20 protein-coding genes are annotated in these 20758 nt (G+C 70.5%); 13 read left to right on the top strand and 7 right to left on the bottom strand.

The window, feature by feature from the left end; translation table 11 throughout:
* The first annotated feature begins 7 nt into the window (after positions 1 to 7).
* The 4 genes from G5C66_RS14150 (at position 8) to G5C66_RS14135 (ending at position 5475) form a co-directional block, all read left to right on the top strand.
* Positions 8 to 199: a hypothetical protein gene (locus tag G5C66_RS14150; RefSeq protein WP_165111614.1), complete on the top strand. Its 192-nt coding sequence runs from the start codon at positions 8 to 10 to the stop codon at positions 197 to 199.
* A 49-nt stretch (positions 200 to 248) separates the two neighbouring features.
* On the top strand, positions 249 to 1586 hold the full coding sequence (gene glnA, locus G5C66_RS14145) for a type I glutamate--ammonia ligase (protein WP_165111613.1): 1338 nt from the start codon (positions 249 to 251) through the stop codon (positions 1584 to 1586).
* 181 nt (positions 1587 to 1767) lie between these two features.
* Complete coding sequence (locus tag G5C66_RS14140; protein WP_165111612.1) at positions 1768 to 2475, top strand: type 1 glutamine amidotransferase; 708 nt, start codon at positions 1768 to 1770, stop codon at positions 2473 to 2475.
* Between the two features lie 27 nt (positions 2476 to 2502).
* Entirely contained in the window at positions 2503 to 5475 is a 2973-nt protein-coding gene (locus G5C66_RS14135; protein WP_165111611.1) for a bifunctional [glutamine synthetase] adenylyltransferase/[glutamine synthetase]-adenylyl-L-tyrosine phosphorylase, read from the top strand.
* A gap of 15 nt (positions 5476 to 5490) precedes the next feature.
* Here G5C66_RS14135 and G5C66_RS14130 read toward each other — a convergent pair whose 3' ends face one another.
* Positions 5491 to 6735 (bottom strand): MHYT domain-containing protein, encoded by a 1245-nt coding sequence (locus G5C66_RS14130; RefSeq protein WP_165111610.1) that lies wholly within the window; start codon positions 6733 to 6735, stop codon positions 5491 to 5493.
* A gap of 185 nt (positions 6736 to 6920) precedes the next feature.
* On the opposite strand from G5C66_RS14130, the gene G5C66_RS14125 reads away from it, so the two are divergent.
* Positions 6921 to 7619, top strand: coding sequence for a spermidine synthase (locus G5C66_RS14125; RefSeq protein ID WP_165111609.1), 699 nt, complete (start codon positions 6921 to 6923; stop codon positions 7617 to 7619).
* Positions 7620 to 7628: 9 nt separating this feature from the next.
* Positions 7629 to 8111 carry a YbaK/EbsC family protein gene (locus G5C66_RS14120; protein ID WP_165111608.1) on the top strand — a complete coding sequence of 161 codons (483 nt, stop codon included), beginning with the start codon at positions 7629 to 7631 and terminating at the stop codon, positions 8109 to 8111.
* A gap of 71 nt (positions 8112 to 8182) precedes the next feature.
* On the opposite strand, the gene G5C66_RS14115 is transcribed toward G5C66_RS14120, so the two are convergent.
* The gene (locus G5C66_RS14115) at positions 8183 to 8386 is read right to left on the bottom strand and encodes a cold-shock protein (RefSeq protein ID WP_008357755.1); all 204 of its coding nucleotides are present in this window, start codon (positions 8384 to 8386) and stop codon (positions 8183 to 8185) included.
* Between the two features lie 324 nt (positions 8387 to 8710).
* Here G5C66_RS14115 and G5C66_RS14110 point away from each other — a divergent pair, with 324 nt between their 5' ends.
* On the top strand, positions 8711 to 10333 hold the full coding sequence (locus tag G5C66_RS14110; protein WP_338144174.1) for a glycoside hydrolase family 13 protein: 1623 nt from the start codon (positions 8711 to 8713) through the stop codon (positions 10331 to 10333).
* Positions 10334 to 10338: 5 nt separating this feature from the next.
* Here G5C66_RS14110 and G5C66_RS14105 read toward each other — a convergent pair whose 3' ends face one another.
* The 3 genes from G5C66_RS14105 to G5C66_RS14095 all read right to left on the bottom strand — a co-directional run bounded on the left by G5C66_RS14105 (position 10339) and on the right by G5C66_RS14095 (position 12513).
* Positions 10339 to 10755, bottom strand: coding sequence for a DUF1707 SHOCT-like domain-containing protein (locus G5C66_RS14105; protein WP_165111607.1), 417 nt, complete (start codon positions 10753 to 10755; stop codon positions 10339 to 10341).
* A gap of 124 nt (positions 10756 to 10879) precedes the next feature.
* A complete protein-coding gene (locus G5C66_RS26850; RefSeq protein WP_165111606.1) occupies positions 10880 to 11800 on the bottom strand; it encodes an AEC family transporter in 921 nt (306 codons plus the stop codon).
* Complete coding sequence (locus tag G5C66_RS14095) at positions 11800 to 12513, bottom strand: GntR family transcriptional regulator (protein ID WP_165111605.1); 714 nt, start codon at positions 12511 to 12513, stop codon at positions 11800 to 11802. Before G5C66_RS14095 ends, G5C66_RS26850 begins: the two co-directional genes overlap by 1 nt.
* Positions 12514 to 12621: 108 nt before the next feature.
* On the opposite strand from G5C66_RS14095, the gene G5C66_RS14090 reads away from it, so the two are divergent.
* From G5C66_RS14090 to G5C66_RS14075, 4 genes are read left to right on the top strand one after another with little or no spacing between them, the layout of a single operon-like run.
* Complete coding sequence (locus G5C66_RS14090; protein ID WP_165111604.1) at positions 12622 to 13914, top strand: MFS transporter; 1293 nt, start codon at positions 12622 to 12624, stop codon at positions 13912 to 13914.
* On the top strand, positions 13911 to 14870 hold the full coding sequence (locus G5C66_RS14085) for a phosphoglycerate dehydrogenase (protein ID WP_338144173.1): 960 nt from the start codon (positions 13911 to 13913) through the stop codon (positions 14868 to 14870). The genes G5C66_RS14090 and G5C66_RS14085 overlap by 4 nt, the downstream gene beginning before the upstream one ends.
* Positions 14867 to 16252: an acyclic terpene utilization AtuA family protein gene (locus G5C66_RS14080; protein ID WP_165111603.1), complete on the top strand. Its 1386-nt coding sequence runs from the start codon at positions 14867 to 14869 to the stop codon at positions 16250 to 16252. The genes G5C66_RS14085 and G5C66_RS14080 overlap by 4 nt, the downstream gene beginning before the upstream one ends.
* Positions 16245 to 16589 carry a DUF4387 domain-containing protein gene (locus G5C66_RS14075; protein WP_241248518.1) on the top strand — a complete coding sequence of 115 codons (345 nt, stop codon included), beginning with the start codon at positions 16245 to 16247 and terminating at the stop codon, positions 16587 to 16589. The genes G5C66_RS14080 and G5C66_RS14075 overlap by 8 nt, the downstream gene beginning before the upstream one ends.
* Before the next feature lies 1 nt (position 16590).
* Here G5C66_RS14075 and G5C66_RS14070 read toward each other — a convergent pair whose 3' ends face one another.
* Positions 16591 to 17295, bottom strand: a complete 705-nt coding sequence (locus tag G5C66_RS14070) for an SGNH/GDSL hydrolase family protein (protein WP_165111602.1) — start codon at positions 17293 to 17295, stop codon at positions 16591 to 16593.
* A 266-nt stretch (positions 17296 to 17561) separates the two neighbouring features.
* Here G5C66_RS14070 and G5C66_RS14065 point away from each other — a divergent pair, with 266 nt between their 5' ends.
* The gene (locus G5C66_RS14065) at positions 17562 to 19370 is read left to right on the top strand and encodes an Asp23/Gls24 family envelope stress response protein (protein ID WP_165111601.1); all 1809 of its coding nucleotides are present in this window, start codon (positions 17562 to 17564) and stop codon (positions 19368 to 19370) included.
* Here G5C66_RS14065 and G5C66_RS14060 read toward each other — a convergent pair.
* Positions 19310 to 19636, bottom strand: a complete 327-nt coding sequence (locus G5C66_RS14060; RefSeq protein ID WP_165111600.1) for a hypothetical protein — start codon at positions 19634 to 19636, stop codon at positions 19310 to 19312. The genes G5C66_RS14065 and G5C66_RS14060 overlap by 61 nt on opposite strands.
* Before the next feature lie 360 nt (positions 19637 to 19996).
* Between G5C66_RS14060 and G5C66_RS14055 the strand changes: the two genes are divergently transcribed.
* Positions 19997 to 20539 (top strand): GNAT family N-acetyltransferase, encoded by a 543-nt coding sequence (locus G5C66_RS14055; RefSeq protein ID WP_165111599.1) that lies wholly within the window; start codon positions 19997 to 19999, stop codon positions 20537 to 20539.
* Positions 20540 to 20758 lie beyond the last annotated feature (219 nt).

Here is a 20758-nt window from a genome sequence, read left to right as displayed (position 1 = left end):
GCATGCCATGACAGTGGGTAAGGCTCTCGCGCTCGTGGTGGCCGCGGTGCTTCTCGTGGCCGGTGGAGCGCTGGCGCTGACCGGTATGGGCTATCTCGGCGGAGGCGGCACCAGCACCGCCTGGTCGGTCATCGGAGCAGCCCTCGCGGGGTTCGGAGTGGCGCTGGTGATCTCGATCCTCCGAGGACCAGGTCGCTGACGCTGGCGCGGTGGTCCCAGCCGTAACGTCGGACCGTTAGTGTTCATGCATGGGCAAGCAACAGGACTTCGTGCTCCGGGCACTCGAAGAGCGGGACGTACGTTTCGTGCGGCTGTGGTTCACCGACGTGCTCGGCTATCTGAAGTCGGTCGCGGTGGCGCCGGCCGAGCTCGAGAGCGCCTTCGCGGAGGGCATCGGCTTCGACGGCAGCGCGATCGAGGGGTTCGCGCGGGTGACGGAGGCCGACATGCTGGCCCTGCCGGATCCGAGCACGTTCCAGATCCTGCCGTGGCGTACGGACGGCCCCTCCACGGGCCGGATGTTCTGCGACATCGTGATGCCCGACGGCTCGCCGTCCTACGCCGACCCGCGCTACGTGCTCAAGCGCACCCTGTCCAACGCCGCGGAGAAGGGCTTCACCTTCTACACCCACCCCGAGATCGAGTTCTACCTCTTCAAGGACAACCCGGTCGACGGCACCGAGCCGACCCCGGTCGACTCCAGCGGCTACTTCGACCACACCGCCCAGTCGATGGGCGCCGACTTCCGGCGTGAGGCGATCACGATGCTCGAGGCCATGGGCATCAGCGTCGAATACAGCCACCACGAGGGTGGGCCCGGCCAGAACGAGATCGACCTGCGCTACGCCGACGCGCTGAGCACCGCCGACAACATCATGACCTTCCGCACCGTCATCCGTGAGGTGGCGCTGAGCCAGGGCATCTGGGCCAGCTTCATGCCCAAGCCGTTCACCGAGCACCCGGGCTCCGGCATGCACACCCACCTGAGCCTGTTCGAGGGCGACGTCAACGCCTTCTACGAGCCGGGTGCCGAATACCAGCTCTCCAAGACCGGCCGCAGCTTCATCAGCGGCGTGCTCCGCCACGCCCCGGAGATCACCGCGGTCACCAACCAGTGGGTCAACTCCTACAAGCGCCTGATCGGCGGGGGAGAGGCACCGGCCCACATCGCCTGGGGCCACAACAACCGCTCGGCGCTGGTCCGGGTGCCGATGTACAAGCCGCTCAAGGGCCAGTCGACCCGCATCGAGGTGCGCAGTCTCGACGCCGCCTGCAACCCCTATCTCGCCTTCGCCGTGATCCTGGCGGCAGGCATGAAGGGCGTCGAGGAGGGCTACGAGCTGCCCCGCGAGGCCGAGGACGACGTGTGGGCGCTGACCGAGCGCGAGCGCAAGAGCCTGGGCATCGACCCGCTGCCGGAGAACCTCGACGAGGCGATCGGGATGGCCGAGGACTCCGAGCTGCTCGCCGAGACCCTGGGCGAGCACGTCTTCGACTTCTTCCTGCGCAACAAGCGCGCCGAGTGGGCCGCCTACCGCGAACAGGTGACCGCCTACGAGCGCTCCCGGATGCTGCCCGTCATCTGAGCCCGCAAACTGGTTGTCAGGGAAACTCAAGCCCGATTCCACACTTCCGATCCGGTGCTGCCACACTGGTTCGAACGGGAGAGTGGGAGTGATGTCGTTGAGTCTTCCCCGAGTGCTAGTGATCCAGCACGAGGAGAGTTGTCCGCCGGCTTTGTTCGGTCACTGGCTGGCCGAGGCGGGCATGTGCATCGACGTCTGTCGGGCGTACGCCGACCCCATCCCGCCGCTCTCGTCGCTGGACGCCTCCTACTCGGGGCTGCTCGTCCTGGGTGGCTCGATGGACGCCGACTCCGACGACGCACACCCCTGGCTGGCGGTCACCCGGGAGCGGATCGCTCAGGCCGCTGAGGCCGGTATCCCGACGCTCGGGATCTGCCTCGGTCACCAGCTTGCCGCGATGGCGCTCGGCGGCACGGTCGAGCGCAGCCCGTTCGGGCTGACCGTGGGCGTCCACCAGGTGACCTGGGAGCCCGAGGTGCTCTTCGACCCGCTCATGCGTCTGCTCGCGGGCGACGACCGCGCTCTGCACTGGCACCGCGACGTCGTCGGTGAGCTCCCCGAGGGCGCGGTCAAGCTGGCCGGCTCGATCGACGGTCAGGTCCAGGCGGCCCGGTTCGCGCCGACCGTGTGGGGCGTGCAGTTCCACCCCGAGGTCGACGCCGCTGCGGTCGCCGTCTGGGCCAACGAGTCCGTCGACGAGCTCGAGCAGATCGGGCGCAGCGTCGACGACGTGGTCGCGACCGCCACCTTCGCCGAGAACGAGCTGATCAAGACCTGGCAGCCGCTCGCCTTCGGGTTCGCCCGTCTGGTCCGCGAGCGCGCCGCCGCCGTTGCCCCCGGTGGCACCCGTGGCGGTGTCATCCCGACCCCTAGGCCTTGGAGCGCGTGACCCGGACCGGGTGACAGAATCGGGGCCATGACGTTGCCAGGCAAGGGCGAGCTGCTCCGGCTCGGCTTCAACGACCCGGACACGGCCCTGGAGGGTCTGGCAGGTCTCGGTGACGGCACCCAGGAGCTGCTGGCGATCCTCGGTCAGGCCGCGGACCCCGACGCCGCGCTTGCCGGCCTGGTCACGCTGGCCGAGTCCCAGGGGGACGGCTTCGTCGACGAGCTCGCCGACGACGAGGGCACCGCGATGCGGCTGGTCTCGGTGCTCGGCGCCTCGCCCGCGTTGGCCGACCACCTCGCCCGTCATCCCGCTCACTGGCGCGAGCTGGCCGACCCGACCCTCGGCACGACCAGGCCCGCGGCGTACGTCTTCCGGGAGTCGCTGCTCGAGGCGGTCGGTGCGGCGCCGCGTGACGCCAGCCCGGTGGCCACGGTCCCGGACGCGGAGGCGGTCGACGCGCTGCGCGTCGAGTACCGCCGCTGGCTGCTCCGGCTCGCCGCCCGCGACCTGGCCCACCAGCTCCCGGTCGACGACGTCGCCGCCGAGCTCTCCGACCTGGCCTGCGCGACCCTCGAGGCCGCGCTGGCAGTGGCCCGCGCGCGGGTGGGAGCCGACGCCGCCAAGGTGCGGCTGGCCGTCGTCGCGATGGGGAAGTGCGGCGGGCACGAGCTCAACTACGTCTCCGACGTCGACGTGATCTTCGTCCACGAGGCCGCCGAGGGCGTCGGTGACGACGTCTCGCTGCGGGTCGCCACCCAGCTCGCGAGCAACCTGATCCAGGTCTGCTCGGCCCACACCGCCGAGGGCACCATCTGGCCGGTCGACGCGGCGCTGCGCCCGGAGGGCAAGGCGGGCGCGCTCTCGCGCACGATCTCCGGCCACGTCGGCTACTACGAGCGCTGGGCGAGCACCTGGGAGTTCCAGGCGCTGCTCAAGGCGCGTCCGGCTGCGGGCGACCTCGACCTCGGCCGGGCCTACGTCGACGCCGTCAACCCGTTCGTGTGGAAGGCGGCCGAGCGCGACGGGTTCGTCTCCGACACCCAGGCGATGCGGCGCCGGGTCATCGCCCACATCCCGTCCAAGGATGTCGACCGCGAGCTCAAGCTCGGCGCCGGCGGCCTGCGCGACGTGGAGTTCGCCGTGCAGCTCCTGCAGCTGGTCCACGGCCGCACCGACACCGGCATTCGCCAGCCCACCACGCTCTCCGCACTGGCCGCGCTGACCCGGGCCGGCTACGTCGGCCGCGAGGACGGCGAGGCCATGCACGAGGCGTACGCCTTCCTGCGCCGGATGGAGCACCGCCTCCAGCTCTACCGGCTCCGGCGCACCCACGTCGTGCCCGACGACGAGGAGTCGCTGCGTTGGCTGGCGCGCTCGCTGGGCTATCTCCGCGACCCCGTCGTGCGGCTGGAGAAGGAGTGGGGACACCAGCGGATCGAGGTGCGCCGCCTCCACGAGAAGCTCTTCTACCGTCCGCTCCTCGATGCGGTCGCCCGGATCCCGTCCGGACAGGCGCACCTGTCCGCGAAGGCTGCCGAGGAGCGGCTGACTGCCCTGGGCTACGCCGACCCCAAGGCGGCGCTGCGACACCTGGAGGCGCTCACCACCGGCGTCTCGCGCCGCGCCGCCCTGCAGCGCGCGCTGCTGCCGGTGATGCTGCAGTGGCTCTCCGAGGGCTCCGACCCCGACGCCGGGCTCTTCGGGTTCCGGCGGATCTCGGACGCGCTCGGTGCCACGCCCTGGTATCTCCGCTCGCTGCGTGACGAGGGCAGCGTCGCCCAGTACTTCGCCACGATCCTGTCCACCTCGCGCTACACCACCGCGCTGCTCGAGCGGGAGCCCGAGGCGCTGCGCCTGCTCGGCCACGACCTGGCCCCGTTGTCGGCCGAGGCGCTGACCGATGAGATGGTCGCCCGAGCCGCGCGCCGCCGCACCACCACCTCCGCCGAGGAGGCCGTACGCCACATCCGCGCGATCCGCCGGCGCGAGCTGTTCCGGATCTCGGCCGCCGAGCTCCTCGGCGAGGCCGAGATCGACACCGTCGGCGCCGCCCTGTCCCGGCTGACCGACGCCACCTTGGAGGCGTCGCTGCGCACGGTGGTCGCCGAGGAGGTCGCCCGCCGCGAGCTCGACGAGGCGCCGACCCGGATCGCGATCATCGCGATGGGCCGCTACGGCGGGTTCGAGCTCTCCTACGCCTCCGACGCCGACGTGCTCTTCGTGCACCAGCCCGTCGAGGGCGCCGACCAGGGCGAGGCGACCCAGTTCGCCCTCAAGGTCATCGCCGACCTGCGCCGGCTGCTCGCCCTCCCGGGTGCCGACCCGCCCCTGGAGCTCGACGCCGACCTGCGCCCCGAGGGGCGGCAGGGCGCGCTGGTGCGGACCCTGCCTGCGTACGCCTCCTACTACGCGAAGTGGTCGGGCATCTGGGAGTCGCAGGCGCTGCTGCGCGCCGACGCGGTGGTCGGCGACCCGCAGGTGCGCCAGGCGTTCACCGAGATGATCGACCCGCTGCGCTACCCCGAGGGCGGGCTGAGCGAGGACGACGTCATCGAGGTGCGTCGCATCAAGGGACGGGTCGACCACGAGCGGCTGCCGCGCGGCGCCGACCCCAACACCCATCTCAAGCTCGGCCGCGGTGGGCTCGCCGACATCGAGTGGACCGCCCAGCTGCTCCAGATGCGGCATGCGTACGCCGTCCCCGGACTGCGTACGCCCCGCACCGTCGAGGCGCTGCAGGCTGCCCGCGACGCCTCGCTGATCGATGCCGACGACGCCCAGACCCTCATCGACGCCTGGCGGATGGTGAGCCGGGTGCGCAACGCGGTCACGCTCGCCCGTGGTCGCCCGGCGGACTCGCTGCCCGCGGGACCGGTCGAGCAGCACGCGGTCGCGGCGATCCTCGGCTATCCGGCGGGCGCGACCGACGAGCTGGTCAACGACTACCTGCGGATGACGCGGCTCGCCCACGGTGTGGTCGAGCGGGTCTTCTGGGAGTGACCGGACCGCGACTCGCTACAGGCTGTTGTTGCGCGGCGGCAGCCAGCCCGGGGGACGCTGGCCACGAGGCTGCGGCTGCGCCTGCGACCCGTCACCCTCGCCGGTCGGGCGCCCGCTCTTCGGCTTGAAGAAGTCGGGCTGGGGCTCCGCGGCGCTGTTGGAGGCCTGCTGGGCGTAGGGACGCGGTGTCCAGCGCCCGGTCTGCGGTCGCAGCTGGGTCGGGCGCTGTGGACGCTGGGTGAACATGCCGCCGATGCCCTCGCCCACGGCCTGGCCCGCCTGCGGGCTTCCGGACGCTGCCGGCTGGCGCGTCGGGAGCGGCTGCAGCGGCTGCTGGGGCAGGTCGGGCTGCCCGAACTGCTGGCCGGGCTCCTGGCCGGGCTGGTACCTGGGCTGCGGGCCGGACTGGTAGCCGGGCTGCGGGCCGGCGTTCGTCGGCTGGCCGAGCATCGGGCGCTGGGGCATCATCGGGTGGGCGCCGGAGTCGGAGCCCGGACGCTGGCTCGGCGTCCAGGGGTCGTCGAGGTCGTCGTTGATGCCGGCGAACATGGTGCCGAAGCCGATCACGATGAGCATGCCCGCCGAGATCGCGAAGATCGGCATCGCCAGGTAGACCGGGTCGGCGCCGCTGACGTGGCCGAGCTTGTCGTCGGGGGAGCTGTGGATCTCGAGGGCCAGCATGCCGGTGTAGTGCATGACGCACACGCCGATGCCCATGATGACGGCAGCGCCGATCCGCATGAGGCTGGTCGTGACGTTGAAGGCGAAGAAGAGCGCGAGGGCCGAGGCGACCAGCGCGATGACGACCGAGGCGACGACGACCGCCGGCTTCCAGGCCATCTTGGCGCTCATGTCCATGGCGTACATGCCGGTGTAGTGCATCGCGCACACGCCGGCGCCGGTGACCAGCCCACCGACGATGTAGCCGGCGTTGCCGCGCATCGCCGTCGCGATCAGCATGCCGACCATCGCGGCGATGATCGCCGCAGCGAGCGAGATCAGCGTGATGCCGATGTCCAGGGCGTACGCGACGTGGCTGTCGAAGGCCAGCATCCCGATGAAGTGCATCGACCAGATCGCGCCGCCGCCGATCGAGGCGGCCGCGCCGAAGAGCCACAGCCATGAGCCCGTGCCGGTGGTTCTACGGGCGCGGAGCGCGCAGGTCAGACCGACCCATGAGCCGAGGACGGAGATGATGAACGACATCGCGACCAGCGGTTGGCTGAACGCTCCGATGGTCACTTCCTCGATGGTGGTCACGCTGGTGTACTTCCTCTCGTTCCTCGCCGAGTGGGGGATCGGGGGCGAGGTAGCGTCAGCACAGAACGGATGCCCTAGGGGGTATCCGAAATGTACCCATGAATGGCTGATGGTTCCGTTGTCGTCTGGGTCACAATAGAGGCACAGGTCCCCAAAACACGCCCGGGGGTACCCTTTTTCTCGGTATGCACGAAGATCTTTACGTACTCGAGATGGACGACATGCAGCAGTCGGCCGTCGATCTGGTGGACCCGAGCCGCCTCGTCTTCGACTACATGAGGCGGGTCGGTGATGTTATCGATCGACTGCCGCCAGGGCCAGTCCGGATCGTGCACGTCGGCGGCGCGGCCATGACGCTCCCGCGCTACGTGCACGCCACCCGGCCGCGCTCCTCCCAGATCGTGCTCGAACCGTCGATCGAGGTCATCGACCGCGTACGCAGCGAGGCGCCGCTCCCGCCGCGCAGCGGCATCAAGGTGCGCCCCGTCGACGGGAAGGCGGGCATCGGCGGCGTACGCGACGGCTTCGCCGACATGGTGATCCTGGACGCCTTCGCCGGCGGCCGCACCCCGGACGAGCTCGTCACCGCTGCCTTCGTCGAGGACGTACGCCGCGTGCTGGCGCCGTCCGGCGTCTTCGTCGCCAACCTCGTCGACCGAGCGCCGTTCGCCCAGGTCCGTGACTTCGTCGCGGCCGCCCGTGATCTCGGCGACGTGGTCCTCGGCGTCGAGCCGGCGACCTTGAAGGGTCGCCGCCCCGGCAATCTGGTGGTCGTCTGCGGCGCGGTGCCGGAGAGTCCGTTGGGTGCGCCGTCCCCGATGGAGTACCGCATCTTCACTGGCCGCGCGGTCGCCGACTCCTTCGGCGGTGGGACGGCCCGCTAGTCTGCGAGCATGTCGATCGAGCTCGCCCGCACCCACCTGGATCGCTTCGGACGGGGTGGGGACATCATCGAGTCGGAGGAGTCGAAGGCGACCGTCGAGCTGGCCGCGGTGGCTCTCGGGGTCTCTCCGGCGGAGATCGCCAAGACCATCAGCCTCTACACCGAGGACCGCACCGCCGCGATCCTCATCGTCGCGGCCGGTGACGCCAAGATCGCCAACGCGAAGTTCAAGGCCCACTTCGGCACCAAGGCCCGGATGCTCGCGGCCGAGGACGTGGAGCCGATGACCGGCCATGCGATCGGCGGCGTCTGCCCGTTCGGGAACCCGTCGTCGGCCGAGGTCTGGCTCGACGCCTCGCTCAAGCGCTTCGACATGGTCTACCCGGCTGCCGGCGGCGCCAACACGACCATCGCGCTCACTCTCGGTGACCTGGAGACGATCAGCGAGGCGCGCGGCTGGGTCGACGTCACCAAGCTTCCCGAGACCGACTGACCGGACCGCTCCCGAAATGGGGACAGCCCCGCCCTGCCGAAGCAGGAGCGGGGCTGCCGTGGAAGCCAGAGTCAGACCGGACGGACGTTCTCGGCCTGCGGGCCCTTCGGGCCCTGGGTGACGTCGAACTCGACGCGCTGGTTCTCGTCCAGGGTCTTGTAGCCCTGGGTCTGGATCGCGGAGAAGTGCACGAAGACGTCGTCGCCCCCGTTGTCCTGGGCGATGAAGCCGAAGCCCTTGTCGCCGTTGAACCACTTCACGGTTCCCTGAGTCATGAATCTAATCCTTGTGTACACAGGGCGACTCCGTGCCGCCCTTTGGGCGTTGAATCCACGAGTACTGATTTCTGCTTCTGCGGAAGACCAAGTGCTGCACGAACGGTCACCGAGAGCAACCGCGAAGCGCGTGGGGACGCCTCCTTCAACGCCGGTAAGCCTACATGCCACGGGCCGACTTCGGGCATCCCCGATTTTTCGGCGTTTCAGGCACCGGATCCGGCGTGAGGCCGGGAACGTACGAGAGGTTCGGTTTGACAACCCCGAGCATCGCCTCGACAAGATCGGGGTACCGCCGAATCCACCGACGAGATAGGGGTCTACGTGGACCAGCCATGGTGGCGCGAAGCAGTCGCGTATCAGATCTACCCGCGATCGTTCGCGGACTCGAACGGCGACGGGCTGGGCGACCTGCAGGGCATCACCGACCATCTGGACTACCTCGCCGCGCTGGGCGTCGACGCGATCTGGATCTGCCCCTTCTACACCTCGCCGCAGAACGACCACGGCTACGACGTCGCCGACTACTGCGACGTCGACCCGATCTTCGGCACCCTGGAGGACGCCGACCACCTGATCGCGCGGGCGCACGAGCTCGCCCTGAAGGTGATCGTCGACCTGGTGCCCAACCACACCTCCTCGGCCCACCCCTGGTTCGTCGAGGCGCTCGCCGCCGTGCCCGGGTCGAGCGCCCGTGACCGCTACATCTTCCGCGACGGCCGTGGCGAGGCGGGGGAGGAGCCGCCGACCAACTGGCGTTCGGTCTTCGGCGGTCCGGCGTGGACCCGGGTCGAGGACGGCCAGTGGTATCTCCACCTCTTCGACGACGACCAGCCCGACCTCAACTGGCACAACCCCGAGGTGGTCGCCGAGTTCACCAAGATCCTCACCTTCTGGCTCGACCGCGGCGTCGACGGCTTCCGGGTCGACATCGCCCACGGGCTCTTCAAGGACCTGCGCGACCAGGTCGTCCCCGAGGGGCTGGCGCTCACCTCCGACGCCGCCGTCATGTATCAGCGCGGCGTCACCGACGCGCCGATGTGGGACAACCCGGAGGTCCACGAGATCTACCGTGCCTGGCGCAAGCTGATCGACTCCTTCGACGGCGACCGGATGATGGTCGCCGAGGCCTGGACCCCTGGGCCGGCGGAGCTGCGGCGCTACGTACGGGCCGACGAGTTCAACCAGGCGTTCAACTTCTCCTGGCTGCAGGCGCCCTGGTCCGCCGAGGCGTTCACCGAGGTCATCGAGTCGACGCTGAAGGCGCTCGGTCCGTCGCGCGCAGCGCCGACCTGGGTCCTCTCCAACCACGACGTCGTACGCCACCGCTCGCGCTACGGCGACGGCCTTCAGGCGCTCCACCGGGCGCGGGCGGCGACGCTGACGATGCTGGCGCTTCCGGGGTCTGCGTACCTCTACCAGGGGGAGGAGCTGGGCCTGCCACAGGTCTATCTGCCGCCTGAGTACCAGGAGGATCCGTGGTCGGAGACCGGTGAGGGCGGTCGTGACGGGTGCCGGGTGCCGCTGCCGTGGAGCGGGTTCGAGCCGCCCTTCGGTTTCAGTCAGGTGCCTGACGAGGACCTGCCGATGCAGCCGTGGCTCCCGCAGCCCGCCGAGTGGGTCGACCTCACCGTGGCGGCGCAGAACGGTGTCAAGGACTCGACGCTGGAGTTCTACCGGGCGGCGCTGGCGGCGCGTCGGGCGTTTGCGCTCGGCGCCGACGAGGACGTGGAGATCCTGGACTCGCCCGAGGGTGTCGTGTCGTTCCGGCGTGGCGGGGCCGGCGGTTCGGACGACACTAAGAGCGAGCTGATCGTCGTGCTCAACTGCGGCATGGAGCCGACGCCGCTGCCCGAGGGCGAGATCGTGATGTACAGCGGCGACCCGGTGGTCGGCGACCTGCCCACCGACTCGGCGGTCTGGATCCTGGCTCCCGCGGTGGACTGACTCGGTTACGGCTGTGCCCCGGCCCGGCCGTGGGCCGGCGGACATCCGTGATGTGTCGCCCGGTGGTGCCGGTGCTTCGTGCGGAAGACGAGTGCACCACCGGCGATCGCCGCGAAGGCCCACCAGGGCACTCCCATCACCATCAGCCCGATCGCCACGAGCAGGAAGCAGGCGATCAGCGGGAACGCTCGTGGGCGGTCCCGTCGCGGCCGGCGGACGACCTGTGCCGGCTGCGGCGTCGTCCTCGGTAGGTCGGTGAAGAGCATCTCCAGGTCGGCGCGCACCTTCGCGGACCACACTGCGTCCAGGCGCTCGTAGTAGTCGTCGTCGGAGAGCCGGCCGGTCGAGTAGTGCTCGGCGAGCCTCGCCGACGCCTCCTCCCGATCGGCCTCGCTCACCCGCAGGTTGTCGAGGTTGCTCATGTCGTCTCCCCTTGTGTCCTCGTGAAGCTCTTCGACTGTCGGCGTAGTGTCCCGATATATCGCGAGGGTACGCCGGAAGGAATGCGGTCGCAAGGGACTTTCATCCGGGCTCGGTCGTCCGGCGTCAGGTGAGGAGCACGACGACCAGCAGGATCGCCGGCACGGTGGCCAGCGTGCTGACGAAGATGACGTCGCGGGCCAGCAGGACGGCACGGTTGTAGCGCTGCGCGACGACGAACACGTTCTGCGCGGTGGGCAGGGCGGAGAGCACCGTCACCGCCAGCAGCGCCTCGGCGTCGAGCCCGAGCAGGAACCGCCCGATGACGTACGCCGCCAGCGGCTGGACCACCTGCTTGGTCGCGACCACCGCGGCGAGGTCGAGCGGCGGCACGCCGCGCCCGGGGAGCGGGCCGAGCCGGAGTGCCACCCCGTAGGCGATCAGCATCGACGGGACCGCCATCCCGGCCACCAGCTCCAGCGGGTCGGAGACCGCGGTCGGCAGGTCGAGATCGGTGACCGAGAGCGCCACGCCGATCAACGAGGCGACGGTGATCGGGTTGGTCAGTGGACGGCGCAGGATCGCCCAGAACGAGAGCCGGGTGGTGCTCGCGTCGGCGTCGAGGACGACCAGGGCGAGCGGCTGGAGCACGAGCATCTGCAGCAGGAGCGTCGGTGCGACCAGGACCGGGTCGCCCAGGACGTACGACGCGATCGGGAGGCCGAGGTTGCCGGCGTTGGCGTAGCAGCCGCACAGCGTCGCGACCACCGTGGTGCCGAGGTCGCGGCGGCGCAGGCGTGCGACGGTGACGATCAGCGTGGCCGAGACCAGCACGGCCCCGGCGACGGCGACCAGGTTGCCGGAGAAGACGAAGCCGAGGTCGCTGTCGTCCATCACCGTGATCAGCAGCGCTGGGCTGGCGACGTAGAAGGCGAGCGTCGAGAGGGTGCGCTGGCCGTGCTGGTCGAGGATCCCGAGCTGGGCGAGCAGGGCGCCGAGGGCGATGAGGACGCTGATCGTGGCGAAGCCGGTGAAGACGCCCGCCACTAGATCTCGCGCCGCAGGTCGAGGAGGCCGCGGGCGGCGTGCTCGGTGACGATGCGCTCGGTCTCGACGGCATCACGGGCGCGCAGCGCGACCACGAGGGCGCGGTGCTCGGCGTAGCGGTCGGCGCCGAAGTCGTCTCCGGCGAGCAGGTGTGACCGGGAGATCTCGCGCTGGCGTGACGGGGTCAGGGAGCGGGACTGCTCCAGGAGGCGTACGAGGACCGGGTTGTGGGCGGCCGCGTTGACCTGCTCGTTGAAGCGGCCGAGCACGTCGAGGAAGCGGTCGGCGTGCTTCTCGACCGGCTTGCCCTCGCGGTGGCGCGCGCGGATCAGGATCACCAGGTCGTCGGCCTCGTCGAGCAGCCGGTCGAGCTCGTCGAGCTCGTCGTCGGTCGCGTGCCTCGCCGCGAACCGCGCGGCCAGGCCACGCAGTGCGACTTCCACCTCGGCCAGGTCGTGGCTGGCGTCCTCCTCGATGCGCGCGACCAGGGTGGTACGCGGCCCCACCCGCTCCACGAGACCGTCGAGCTCGAGCCGCCGGATCGCCTCGCGAACCGGGGTCGGGCTGACGCCGAGTCGCTCGGCCATGCCGCGCTCGGTCATCTTGGCGCCGGGCTCGAGCTCGCCGGAGCCGATCTGGCTGCGTAACGCCTGGTAGACGCGCTCGGCGATGGTCGTGGTCGCCGCGGTGGTCTCAGGGGAGGAGAGCGACATGGGTCTGATCCTAGGCCACTTTTCCAGCAATGCCACCTCTTGACTGTTTTGCTGTAGCAAAACTACTGTGAGCGCCGCCACAGCCCAGAGATCACGGAGGTCCCTCGCGTGAGCACCACCCTTCCCACCGCACCACCACGGCAGCTCGGGCCTCGCCGGATCACCCTCCTCGTCGCGCTGGCGGTCTTCGCCCAGGAGTCGATGTGGAACTTCTACGACAGCCAGGTGCCGCCGCTGCTGCGCGAGCACCTCGCCAGCGCGGCTCTGGTCGGCTTCATCATGGGCATGGACAACCTGCTCGGCATCTTCATCCAGCCGTGGATGGCCAACCGGTCCGACCGGACGCGCACGCGCTGGGGACGGCGGATGCCCTACCTCGCCGTCGGGATGCCGCTCGCGGCGCTGCTGTTCGTGATCCTGCCGCACACCGCGGGCACGTTGCCGCTGCTGATCGTCGTGATCGTCGTGTTCGCGCTGGTGTCGAACTCGTTCAAGCCGATCGGCGAGGCACTCGTGCCTGACTTCATCGCCCCCGAGCGGCGCAGCCGCGCGAACGCCGCGGTCAAGATCGCCTCCAGCCTCACCGTGATCGTCGCGGCCCTGGTCAGCATCCTGCTGGTCGACGACCACCCGGCCCTCGCCTTCGCGGTGATCGCCCTCATCACCCTCGTCTCGGTCACCGTGCTGTGTCTCTCGATCCGGGACAGCGCCTCACCCGGCTACCGGGCGGCGGTGGCCGAGGACGCCGCCGAGGACGCGGCAGAGTCGACGGCCGTCGGGCAGGCGCGCATCCGCGACACCGTCCGGGAGATCGTGCGCGACCCCGACCGCAGCCGACTGCTGCTGATCGTGGCGATCCTGGTCTTCGGGAGCGCCTGGGCGGGGTCGCGTGCGCTCGTCACGCCCTACGGGATGGAGACCCTCGGGCTGTCGCGCGGCGACGCCGGCGGGCTCACCCTGCCGAGCGGTGTCGCGTTCCTCCTCGCCGCCTACCCGACCGCGTTGTTCGCCGAGCGCTTCGGCCGGCTGCGCACCATGATCGCCGGGATGACGGTCTTCGCGGCCGCCATGCTCCTCGGCACCCTGGTCCAGACCCCGACCGGCACGGTCGTGGCGCTCTGCATCGGCGCCGCCGGTGCCTCGGCCTTCCTGGTCAACGCCGTCGTGGTGCTGTGGAACCTGGCGCCCTCGGCGCGGGTCTTCGGGACGTACGCGGCGCTCTACGCGGTGGGCTGGCAGAGCGGCGCCTTCCTCGGGCCGGCAGTGATCGGTGGGGCCGTGGACGTCCTGGGCTGGCCGACGATGCTGCTCGACATCGCGGTCGTCGCGGCGGTCGCGGTCGTCATCGTGGTGCGGATCGACCGGCTCCAGCGGCGTTCCGACGCCGAGCGGGCGGTGTGAGCGCGGTGGCCCGGATCCTGATCACCACCGACTACCTGCGGCCCGGCGACGAGGTCGACGACCTCCTCCGCTCCCACGGCCACGACACCCGGTTCGCCTCCGGGGACCTGGTCGCGGACCTCGCCGGCGTCGACGGCGCCCTGGTCGGCCACGACCCTCTCACCGCCGAGATCCTGACGTCTGCGGACCGGCTGAGGGCGGTCGTACGCACCGGGGTCGGCTACGACGCGATCGATGTCGAGGCGGCCGCCCGCGCCGGGATCACGGTCAGCAACCTGCCCGGGATCAACGCCAACGCGGTCGCGGAGTACACGATGGGGCTGCTCCTCGCCTCCGCCCGTCGCCTGGTCGAGAGCGCGGCCGGCGTCGCCTCCGGCGGCTGGCCACGCGAGGACGGCCGCGAGCTGCGCGGCTCCACCCTGGGCCTGATCGGCTACGGCGCGGCCGCCCGTGCGGTGGTCCCGCTGGCCAGAGCGTTCGGGATGCGGGTGCTGTGCACGACGGGTGTCCCGGCCGCGGAGCGAGCCGACGCCGACGTCGGTTTCGTGGAGCTGTCCGAGCTGTTGGCCGAGTCCGACTTCGTGTCGGTCCATACGGCGCTCACCCCACGTACCCGCGGGCTGCTCGACGCGACGGCGTTCGGGCTGATGAAGCCGGGAGCGGTGCTCGTGAACACCGCTCGCGGCGCGATCGTCGACGAGGACGCGCTCGCGGCTGCCGTACGGGAGGGGCGGATCGCCGGTGCCGCGCTCGACGTGGTCGCCGAGGAGCCGCTGCCGGCCGAGAGCCCGCTGCGCGGCGTGCCCGGGATCGTCGTCCACTCCCACCTGGCCGGGCAGACCGCCCAGGCCCGCAGGGCCGCCGGCATCGCGGGAGCGCGCGAGCTCCTCGACGCCCTCGCCGGCGGCCCGCACCACGCTGTCAACGCCCACCTGATCGAGAGAGACAACAGATGACCAACGCCGATGCTGTCAGCATCCTGGTGCCGAGCGGCATGCTCGGCGCCGGGTTCCCGGAGGAGACGATCACCCGCGGGATCGCCCTGGGCGCCGACGTGATCGCCGTCGACGGCGGCTCCACCGACTCCGGCCCCTACTACCTGGGTGCCTCGAAACCGAAGACCACGGCCGCGGCGGTCTCCCGCGACCTGCGGATCCTGCTCCGGGCGGCGGCCGAGGCCGGGATCCCGCTCGTCGTCGGGTCGTGCGGCACCAGCGGCACCGACGATGGCGTCGACTGGGTCGCCGGCATCGTCGCCGGCTTGCTTGCCGAGGAGGGGCTGTCGATGAAGGTCGCGCGGATCTACAGCGAGCAGCGTGCCGCCGACCTGAAGGAGCCGCTCGAGGCCGGCCGGATCCACCCGCTGCCGCCGCTCGGCGACCTCGACGGCGCGACCCTCGAGGACTGCACCCACATCGTCGCGATGATGGGCCACGAGCCGATCGCCGAGGCGCTCGCAGCCGGGGCTCAGGTCGTCCTGGCCGGGCGGGCGACCGACACGGCCAACGCGGCGGCGTACGCGCTGTTGAAAGGGATGCCCGCGGGGCCGTCGTGGCACGCGGCCAAGATCGTCGAGTGCGGCGGCCAGTGCACGACCAACCCGCGGGCGGGCGGGGTCTTCGCGACCGTCGACCGGACCGGGTTCACCATCGAGCCGCTCGACGAGAGCGCCGCCTGCACGCCGATCTCGGTGGCCGCCCACATGCTGTACGAGACCGCGAACCCTCATCTGATGAGGGAGCCGGACGGCACCCTGGACGTCCGTGACGCCGTCTACACCGCCCTCGACGAGCGCCGGGTGCGCGTCGAGGGATCGCTCTTCCACCACGCCGAGCAGCACACGGTCAAGCTCGAGGGTGCCCGGATCACCGGCTACGAGACGATGTCCTTCTCCGCGATCCGCGACCCGCTGATCCTCAAGGACATCGAGGGCTGGGCCTCGCTGATGCATGTGGTGCTCACCCAGCGGGTCGAGCAGACCCTCGGCCTGACCAGGGACGACTACGACTACGACCTGCGTCTGTACGGCTACAACGCCGTCCTCGGCGACCTCGACCCGGCCACGGAGCCGCCGCGCGAGGTCGGGGTGATGCTCCTGGTACGCGCCGCCGACCAGGCCCTCGCCACCGCCGTCGCCAAGGTCGCCAACCCGCTGATGCTGCACCTGCCCGCGCAGGACATGGACTACCTGCCCAGCCTCGCGTTCCCCGGGTCGCCGGCCGAGGTCGAGCGGGGTGCGGCGTACGAGTTCGTGCTCAACCACGCCGTCGACAGCCTCACCCCGACGGCGATGTTCCGCACCGAGATCGACGAGATGGGAGAGAAGCACGATGCCTGAGACCACCCTGCCCGAGACCACCTTGGGAGACCTCGCGATCGAGGTCCGCTCCAAGAACGCCGGGCCGTTCTGGATCACGATGGAGCTGTTCATGCGGGACGCCGACGGCTACCGGATCGCCGCCGACGAGACGTTCCTCCACGAGGGTGTCGTCGCCGAGCTCTACCGGGTCGACCCCGCGTCGGTCCAGATCTTCCGGATCCCGTCGCTCAACGTCGTCAAGATCTCCTACCCGCGCCCGGTCTCGCAGGGGTCGCTGCGCGACCGTGACACCCACGCTGGGCAGCACCACGTTCCGCTGGCCCAGCTCGTCGTGCCGCAGCCGGGAGTGCGGTGAGCTAGAGGTCCAGGTGGTCGCAGATCGCCTGGGCCCAGCGCTCGTACCCCGCCGGCGAGGCGTGGAAGCCGTCGGCCGCGAAGAAGGACGGCTCAGCGGGACCCAGGTCGGCCGAGCTGACCCACTGCACCGACGTACGCCCGGCGCAGACCAGCCGCGCCGCCACGTCGAGCGCCTTCCCGCGCTCGGCGAGGTAGCGCCGCAGGGTGCGGGGGAGCGACGGGAACGCGCCGAACTCCGGGATCCCCGGGAGGACGGTGTGGGCGGCGTGCTCCTGGAGGGTCTCGACGATCGCGGTCAGGTCGCGCGTCCAGGCCTCGACCGAGCGCCGCGCGAGGATGTCGTTGACGCCCACCAGGAGCACGGCGAGGTCCCACTCGCCGGTGACCTTCGTGAGGATGCCGTACCGGATCCGCTCGCTGGTCGCGCCGTACTTCCCCAGCGCCCGCCACTCGACCGGACGTTCGGTCCGTTTCCCGATCGCCCGGGCCATCGACCCGGCGAAGGCGAGGTCGTGCGTGGGCGCGCCGCGGCCCGACGCGGAGGAGTCGCCGATCACCAGGAGGCGCAGCGGATCGGAGTCGTCCGCCGGTGCCGGACCCGGCACGAAGCCCTTCGTCGGACCCTCCGGACGAGGCTCCTTGCCGATGGTCCGATGGACGTACGCCGCCTGCGCGGCGACCAGTGGGAGCAGCAGTGGATTCATCGTCCCTCCCGCGCGGTTCCGTCGTGACGTACGTGCTCTTCTGTCGTTCTACAGCGCGTGCTCCGGCGGGTCTCCGACGTTGGCTGAACGGTGGGCGAATGTCCCCGGAAGGTTTGACACAGATGCTCCTCACCGCGGTCACCGTTGGGGTACAAGACATGGGAATCAAAGACACGTGACCCGACTCACAGCGTGCCGGCCCTAGCATCACGCCCGTCGTGGGCGCTCGACCCGAACCCTCCCCTCACTCGAAGGAATGCGAAGCCATGTCCGACTTCATCAGCGGCATCTTCAACCGTCACAAGAACGAGCAGCCGAAGCCGGGGGAGGTGGAGCCGACCGACGCCTCTGCCCCGGTCGTCGGCGAGAACCTGGCCACCCCGGAGGCCAGCACGTACGTCGCCGAGCCTGCCGCGGAGCCCGCCGCGGCTCTGGTCGGCGAGAACGTCACCGAGCCGGTCGTTGAGCCGGTCGCCGGGCCGGTCGCCGGGCCGGTCGCCGAGGCCGTCACCGAGCCGGTCGCCGAGGCTCCCGTGGTGGACCCGCTCTCCGACCCCGAGCACGTCGTCACCGACACCGAGGAGACCCCGGCCGCCGAGGTGGCCGAGCTCGCCGCCGAGGACGTCGCAGTGGTTGGCGACGTCGCGGGCGAGGTCGTCGAGACCGAGGCTGTCGCGGCCGAGACCGAGGGTACGTACGAGGCGCCGCTCGAGGGCGTCGACGCCGAAGCCCCTACCACCACCGAGACCACCGAGGAGACTGCTGTCGAGGACGCCGCTGTCGAGGTCACGGACGCCGAGGTCACGGACGCCGAGGTCACGGACGCCGAGGTCACGGACGCCGAGGTCACGGACGCCGAAGTCACGGACGCTGCGGAGACCGACGCGGCCGCTGAGGAGGTCGTGGCCGAGAGCGCGACCGACGAGGCCGTCGAGGCGGGTGAGGTGACCGAGGTCGGGGCAGACGCGGAGGTCGCTGACGTGGTCGAGGCCGGGGCCGAGGACGTCGCGGTGGAGGAGACCGCTGTCGAGCCGGAGGGTGAGGTGCTCGACGAGGTCGCCGCGGAAGAGGCACCGGTCGAGGGCGAGGAGAGCGTCGAGGCTCCGGAGAGTGCGGTCGAGGAGGCGCCGGCCGAGGAGGCGCCGGTCGAGACGGAGAACGTCTTCGTTGCCTCCGAGTCCGGTGAGGTCACCGAGGTCGCGGGTGACACCGAGGCAGTCGAGGAGAGCGCTGACGTGACGACCGACGCGATCGAGCCGGTCGAGGCCGAGGTCGAGTCGGAGATCGAGGCGGAGGAGGCCACTGACTCGACCGAGGCTGCTGTCGAGGAGACCCCGGTGGAGGCGGAGGAGGTCCCCATGACCTCCGAGACCGACGCGGTTGCCGACGTCGAAGCTGAGCCGAGCGACGCCGACCTTGCCGTCGAGGTCGCGGAGGAGGCCGGTGACGAGGTCACTGACGAGGTCGCTGACGAGCCCACCGAGGTGACCGAGGAGATCGAGGCTGCCGCCGAGCCGACCGAGCCTGTCGAGGAGATCCCGGCCGAGGCAGAGGTCGAGACCGAAGCGGCCCCCGCCGAGGCGGAGGAGACCACCGAGGAGACCACCGAGGAGACCACCGAGGAGGCGGCTGCCGACGAGGTCGCCGCCGACGAGGTCGCCGATGTCGAGCCCGCCCCGGCCGAGGAGGCGGTCTCCGAGGCGCCCGCCCCGGGCTTCGCGCCGGAGCCGGTCGTCGAGCCGGAGCCGACCGGCGACTCGACCCTGACCGGTGTGCTGCGCGCCGCTCGCGAGGAGCGCGGCACGTCGACGGTGAGCGAGGGCCTGGTCGAGCGTCTGGTCCACCACATCGCGGCTAAGATCGAGGGCGTACACGCCATCGACGACGAGGGCACCGTCGTCGACATCGTCGACGGCGTCGCCAACATCACCGTGTCCTACGTGATCGCCTACGGCACGCCGGTCAAGACCAACGCCGTCGCGATCCGCACCCAGGTGATCGAGGCGGTCGAGGACTACTTCGACATCGACGTCGAGGCCGTGAACGTCAACGTGAGCGACTTCCACATCGCCTGACCCCTACCAACGGACCCTCGGTCCGGATGAGCGATCATCCGGACCGAGGTTCCGTACGTTGTAGCCCTCGAACCCGCCGGCGAGCGTCCGCGCTGGCCAGGGCCGCGCCGATCGCGCATCTCGTCGTCCTGTCGCCCTCCGGTGTTCGCGATCGGGATCTCGGTGATGAACCGCCGCTCGCCCTCCGGGATGAGTGCGGCGACCAGATCGGGGTCCGTCGCCGCGGTGCCGTACAACCGCGGTCCGTCGAGGGCGAAGATGTCCATGATCACGAGCCTGCCGTCGGGCCTGCGCATCACGTTCGTCGGGTTGAGGTCGAGAGGACCTGGCCACAGCGGCGTTGCACGGTCCCGCCGGATCGAACGGGCTGATCCGGGCCGCTCTGCGTCCGTTCGGCGACCTGAGGGCGATGGCCCAGTCGCCTGCTCCGCATCGCGTCCACCCGGCCTCGCGGAGCGCGTTCTCCGCATCCTCGTGGTCGGTGTCCGGATGGATCGCCCCGAGGCTGTTGTCGTCCGAACCGACAGCTGTGGTCACCGTGAGGACTTTAGTGACGTTCCCTCGGCCGATGGCGTGAGAGAATGACCGAAAGCCTCGGAGCGCATCGCGTTCCGAGGCTTTCGTGTATGACCACACTCCACACTCACCTCGACGTTCCGCAGCCGGTCATCGCCCGCCTCGCCCGGCCCGAGGATCACGCCGCCCTCCGCCACCTGTGGCTGCTCTTCCGGCACGACATGTCGGGCTTCAGTTCCATCCTTCCGTACGCCGATGGCACCTTCCGCTCCGAGTGGCTCGATGCCGCGCTCCGCTCCGACCCCGGCTGGCGGGCCTGGATCCTCACCGCCGGCATCCATCCCATCGGGTTCGCGCTCGTGCGCGATGCCGACCAGCCTGTACGCATCCTGAACAGCTTCTTCGTCGTCGCCGGTGCGCGGCGTGCTGGGCTCGGGCTCGGGTTTGCTCGGGCTGTCGTCTCTGGTGCGCCGGGGGAGTGGGCTGTTGCCTATCAGGAGCGGAATCTTGTGGCTGCGGGGTTCTGGGAGCGGGTCACCGCGGGGTGTGAGCGGTCGTGGTCTGAGACTGTGGGGGCTGGTGGGGTGGCCGACATGTGGATCTCGTTCACTGTGGATCGCTTCCCCCGCTGGTCGAGCCGCCGGAGCCGCTAGGCGGAGGCGTGTCGAGACCAACACATTTCTCTTCTCGGGAAACCTCGGTTGGCGACTGTGTTTTCGTTGTCGGGGTTCGCCGCCGACCCTTGCTTTGAGTGTTTCTCGATCAGCCGCCGCGTCAAGGACGCCCTTCGGGCGCCGCTTCGCGGTGGCCTTCGGCCATCCTTGACCCGGCACCCGATCGAGAAAAGATTTCGCCTGTATCGGGGCGGCGGC

This window comes from Nocardioides turkmenicus (genome assembly GCF_011045035.1).
In the GTDB taxonomy this organism is placed as follows: Bacteria; Actinomycetota; Actinomycetes; order Propionibacteriales; family Nocardioidaceae; genus Nocardioides; species Nocardioides turkmenicus.
The sequence above is the reverse complement of the archived record's forward strand: the minus strand, read 5'-3'. Positions and strand labels throughout refer to the sequence as shown.